The organism is Microcystis sp. M090S1 (assembly GCF_020246295.1).
In the GTDB taxonomy this organism is placed as follows: Bacteria; Cyanobacteriota; Cyanobacteriia; order Cyanobacteriales; family Microcystaceae; genus Microcystis; species Microcystis aeruginosa.
Map to the genome: position 1 here is coordinate 1 of NZ_JADBTF010000296.1, position 4,850 is coordinate 4,850.

Below are 4,850 nucleotides of genomic sequence, written 5' to 3' on the forward strand. Positions count from 1 at the left end.
GAATGAGTACGTTTAGAGTATTTAGGATATCCTTTTTTACCAGCGATTTGGTTCTGGCACTTGCTATAGAACCTAAGAATAGCAGTCCAAGTCCGTTCGCAAGCCTGTTGACAAGCTGTAGAGTTAAGGTCTTTGACAAAAGGATATTCATCTCTTAATTGAGTTGTGTATCGATAAATATCTTTTTGTCCTACACCTTTATTGTCTGCCCAATATCTAAGACATTTATTCCGAACAAACTGGACTGTCCGAATAGCCTCATCAATGGCTTGATATTGAGATGGTTTTCCTCTAAGCTTGTACTCTCAAACAAACATTTTGCGTTATCGACCTACCACGCAAACTACTCTAGCATACTAAAATTAAATTGGCAACTATAGATTAGAGTTATTTTTAGTCGTGCTTCGCTGTTCTATGCTGGCGGAACCTTTCATCTCCGAGGTGAAACCGAGAGTTCCTTCAAGCCGACATTATAGGTAAACTATAAAGGATATCGTCATCAGAATCTGAGCGGCGATCGACTCCCGAATATATGGACAACAAAAACCCATGGAGACATCCTATACCCTAGCTGATGGACGTGAAGCACTTCAATGCCCCACTTTAGTTGAAGACGATCGCACGGGCATGAGTCCCGAAACCCTAAAACGGGCTTTTCTGGACAATCTGTTTTATTTGCAAGGGGTTAACCGCACCGATGCCAGTCCCTACAATTACTATGTCGCCCTTGCCTACACCGTTCGCGATCGCCTCCTGCGTCGTTTTCTGAAATCCACCGACACCTACAAACAAGAAAAAGTTAAACTCGTCTGCTATTTCTCCGCCGAATTCCTCATGGGGCGGTATTTAGGCAATAATCTCGCTAATTTGGGTATTTACGACCTAATCAAAGAGATGATCGAGGAATTAGGTCTTGATTTTGAGGAAATTATCGAACAGGAACCGGATCCCGGCCTCGGAAACGGCGGTTTAGGGCGTTTAGCGGCCTGTTTCCTCGATTCCCTCGCTTCCCTAGAAATTCCCGCCATCGGTTACGGGATCCGCTACGAATTTGGCATTTTCCATCAAATCATCCAAAACGGTTGGCAGGTGGAAATCCCCGATAACTGGCTACGCTTCGGCAATCCTTGGGAATTACCCCGTCCCGATGAAAGTGTGGAAGTAAAACTGGGTGGCCGGACGGAAATCTATCACGACGATAAGGGACAGGAACGGGTACAATGGCTGCCGGAACGTCGGGTTTTAGCCATTCCCCACGATACCCCCGTCCCGGGTTACAAAACCAACACGGTTAACGCTTTGCGTCTCTGGAAAGCAGAAGCGAGTGAATCGTTTAATTTTGAGGCTTTTAACGCCGGGTTATACGATCAATCCGTGGCCGAAAAAATGGACGCGGAAACCATTTCTAAAGTCCTTTATCCCAACGATAACACCCCCGCAGGTCGCGAATTACGTCTCGCCCAACAATACTTTTTTGTGGCCGCTTCCCTGCAAGATTTAATTCGCATTCACCTAAAAAGCCACAAAAATCTGCAAAACTTCCACGAAACCGCCGCTATTCAACTGAACGATACTCACCCCGCCATTGCGATCGCTGAGTTAATGCGTTTGTTAGTGGATGAAAACGGCTTAGAATGGTCAAAAGCTTGGGCAATTACCCAAAAAACCTTCGCTTATACCAATCATACCCTATTGCCGGAAGCCCTGGAACGTTGGTCGGCGGCTCTACTCGGCAAACTGCTGCCCCGACATCTAGAAATTATCTATCTGATCAATCACTTTTTCCTCGAGGATGTGCGGACTTGGTTTCCCGATAACGAGGAATTATTAGGCAAATTGTCGATAGTTGAAGAAGCTGGTTGGGGTAATAAACAAATTCGCATGGCTAATTTAGCCTGTGTGGGTAGTCACTCGATTAACGGAGTCGCCGCTTTACACACGGAGTTACTGCAAAAAGACACCCTGAAAGAGTTTGCCATGCTCTGGCCAGAAAAATTCTACAATAAAACCAATGGTGTCACCCCGCGCCGGTGGATTTTATTGAGCAATCCCCAATTATCGGCACTATTTACCGAAAAAATCGGCGATGATTGGTTAAAAGACCTGAAGGAATTGCGAAAACTGGAACAATACCTTGATGATCCCGCATTCCGTCAGCGTTGGTATGAAATTAAACAGGCGAATAAGGCCGATTTAGCGGCTTATATGCTGAAAACCCGCAATATCGAGGTGGATGTTAATTCGATTTTCGATGTGCAGGTAAAACGGATTCACGAATACAAACGCCAACATCTGGCAGTTCTGCACATTATCGCCCTTTACAATCGCATTAAACAGAACCCTCAGATCGATATCGTGCCGCGCACTTTTATCTTTGGTGGTAAGGCAGCCCCCGGTTACTTTATGGCTAAGTTAATTATTAAGTTAACTAATGCTGTAGCTGAAATTGTTAATAAGGATCCTGATGTCAGAGGTCGTTTAAAATTGGTTTTCCTGCCTAACTTTAACGTTTCTTTGGGTCAACGCATCTATCCGGCGGCGGATCTGTCCGAACAGATTTCCACGGCGGGTAAGGAAGCTTCCGGAACCGGTAACATGAAGTTTGCCATGAATGGCTCCCTCACCATTGGGACTCTGGACGGTGCTAATATCGAAATTCGCGAGGAAGCAGGGGCAGAAAATTTCTTCCTTTTTGGCTTGACAGCAGGAGAAGTTTATGCTAAGAAAGCACACGGTTATGAACCGATGAGCTATTACAAAAATAATCGCGAATTGAAGGGAGTGATCGATCGAATTAAGAGTGGTTATTTTAGCCATGGTGACCAGGAATTATTCAGGCCGATCGTCGATTCTCTCCTCTACGATGACCAGTATATGCTTTTAGCTGATTATCAATCCTACGCTGATTGTCAGGAACAGGTAAGTGAAGCTTATCGCGATCGGGACAAGTGGACGCGGATGTCGATTCTTAACTCGGTTCGCATGGCCAAATTCTCTAGCGATCGCACAATTTGGGAATATTGTCAAGAGATTTGGAAAGTTAATCCGGTCAAGATTAGTTTAGAGGATTAAAAAACTCGGTCAAGTTCGGGTTTAGTCTTTGACTAGCCCGAATTTTGGAACCGTAGCCCCCAAAAATGCTTGATGAAAAGGATGAAATTTATTATTCTTTGCTATCCAAAAACTGGCTTAACAATTTTGAGTTTTAGGGTGAATGATGCGGGGAGCTTTTTGATTATGAGGAAAAATAGAAATGTCAGTGATAATTGAACAAAACCTAGGGGAAATTTTAGCCCAAATTAATCACAAATTAGAGAATTTACAAAAAGATGTTACAGACATCAAAATTGAGTTAACAGAAGCTAAGGGGGAAAGACAGGTATTAAAGGTGGAGATTAATTCCCTCCGAGGAGAAATCAATGCGGTTAAGGAAGATGTTAAGGCAATTAAAGGTTCACAACAGGCTCAAATTTGGACATTAATTGGTATTTTAATTACGGCGGTAGGAGGGTTTTTAGTGGCAGTGGGTAGGTTTGTTATTTCGGGTAATCCTTAATTGCAATACCGTTTAAACCATGATTGAGAATGATTGAATGATGGACTATAATTGGGTTGTTTTTGACAGTCATGGGTGTTTATTATTATGATAGTGGCGTTCTCTCAAAAAAAACATATTCTATCACACAATCACATCAATCACAGTACAGACAATGAATGAACAACGCGCCCAAGCTTATGTTAATTTAATTGAACAGTTGCTCACTTGTGCTAATGGTGAGGAACCCAATATTCTGCAAGCTAATCAGGAATTGATTGACCCCGAATTTTTGCAGATGATGGAAAACTATGCAACAGGGTTAGAATAATAAGGATACAATAACCATGCAGATTGATTTAACACAACACTTTGGGCAATATCTCAACCCTCAAGCGAGAAATATAGAAGAATATGAGGCGTTTTTAACTGTTGGGGACATTGACAACAGGCTAAGGTGTTGTTAGTATATCCAACATGAAGGCTACCGCGCTCATTCGTCGTCGCGTCATCTTGGCCCCAGACGCATTCGCAGAAGTCACTGTCTGGCGTGTTCCCCAACCAGTTCTGCCATCGGAGCATCCTTACAAATATCGTCTCGCTTACATAGTCAACGGCAAATGTGTGTTGCGATATGATAACGAACGCGGTAAAGGCGATCACCGTCATTTCGATGGTGTGGAGTCTCTTTATGCTTTCTCTTCGCCAGACCAATTGATGGCCGACTTCAACTCTGACATTTTGAGGTGGAATTATGAACACGGTCGTTCTTGAAGTTCGCTCCTTGACTGACACCCTTGCCGATGCCGTTCAAGCGATGAAAACTGGTCGAGCAGAAAAAGAAGTTCGTATCAGTTTTGCTACCCCCGAACTTCTCTGGAAAGTTCTGACTGCCAAGCGGTGGGAACTCCTCAAAGCTATGTGCGGTGCTGGCCCCATTTCTATCCGTGAGGCGGCGAGGCGAGTCCATCGGGATGTTAAAGCAGTACATGGAGATATTACGGCACTTTTAAATGTCGGTATTCTGAGCCGTGTAGCAGATGGGAGCGTAGAGTTCCCGTTTGAAGCGATCAAGGTTGAATTCATGTTGCAAGCCGTTTGATCGCCGAATTAGTAGCGATCGCGAATAAAGAGGACACATGAACCAAAAGTATTATCATTCTCTCGAAATTATGGTTCTTCGGTTTGTGTTATGCAATGTACGGGGGTTATAAGGGACGGAACCCTTATAGAGAAAAACGTTTGGCGATTTTTGTCAATTGTTTTTGATCTAGAGCGAACTAATCAATTAAATCTCTTGCCAGATAAGGATTTA

Annotated in this window: 5 protein-coding genes and 1 pseudogene; 5 read left to right on the plus strand and 1 reads right to left on the minus strand. The window is 43.7% G+C overall.

What is annotated here, in order from left to right; all coding sequences use genetic code 11:
* Positions 1 to 266, minus strand: a pseudogene (locus IM477_RS12825) (RNA-guided endonuclease TnpB family protein); the annotation flags it as partial.
* A 283-nt stretch (positions 267 to 549) separates the two neighbouring features.
* Here IM477_RS12825 and IM477_RS12830 point away from each other — a divergent pair.
* The 5 genes from IM477_RS12830 (at position 550) to IM477_RS12850 (ending at position 4,637) form a co-directional block, all read left to right on the plus strand.
* Positions 550 to 3,072 carry a glycogen/starch/alpha-glucan phosphorylase gene (locus IM477_RS12830; RefSeq protein WP_287732045.1) on the plus strand — a complete coding sequence of 841 codons (2,523 nt, stop codon included), beginning with the start codon at positions 550 to 552 and terminating at the stop codon, positions 3,070 to 3,072.
* 181 nt (positions 3,073 to 3,253) lie between these two features.
* Positions 3,254 to 3,556 (plus strand): hypothetical protein, encoded by a 303-nt coding sequence (locus IM477_RS12835; protein ID WP_008198589.1) that lies wholly within the window; start codon positions 3,254 to 3,256, stop codon positions 3,554 to 3,556.
* Between the two features lie 154 nt (positions 3,557 to 3,710).
* On the plus strand, positions 3,711 to 3,866 hold the full coding sequence (locus tag IM477_RS12840) for a hypothetical protein (protein ID WP_002800933.1): 156 nt from the start codon (positions 3,711 to 3,713) through the stop codon (positions 3,864 to 3,866).
* Positions 3,867 to 4,012: 146 nt separating this feature from the next.
* Complete coding sequence (locus tag IM477_RS12845; RefSeq protein ID WP_002751505.1) at positions 4,013 to 4,309, plus strand: toxin-antitoxin system TumE family protein; 297 nt, start codon at positions 4,013 to 4,015, stop codon at positions 4,307 to 4,309.
* Positions 4,290 to 4,637: an HVO_A0114 family putative DNA-binding protein gene (locus tag IM477_RS12850; protein WP_002751511.1), complete on the plus strand. Its 348-nt coding sequence runs from the start codon at positions 4,290 to 4,292 to the stop codon at positions 4,635 to 4,637. Before IM477_RS12845 ends, IM477_RS12850 begins: the two co-directional genes overlap by 20 nt.
* The last annotated feature ends 213 nt before the right edge of the window (positions 4,638 to 4,850 follow it).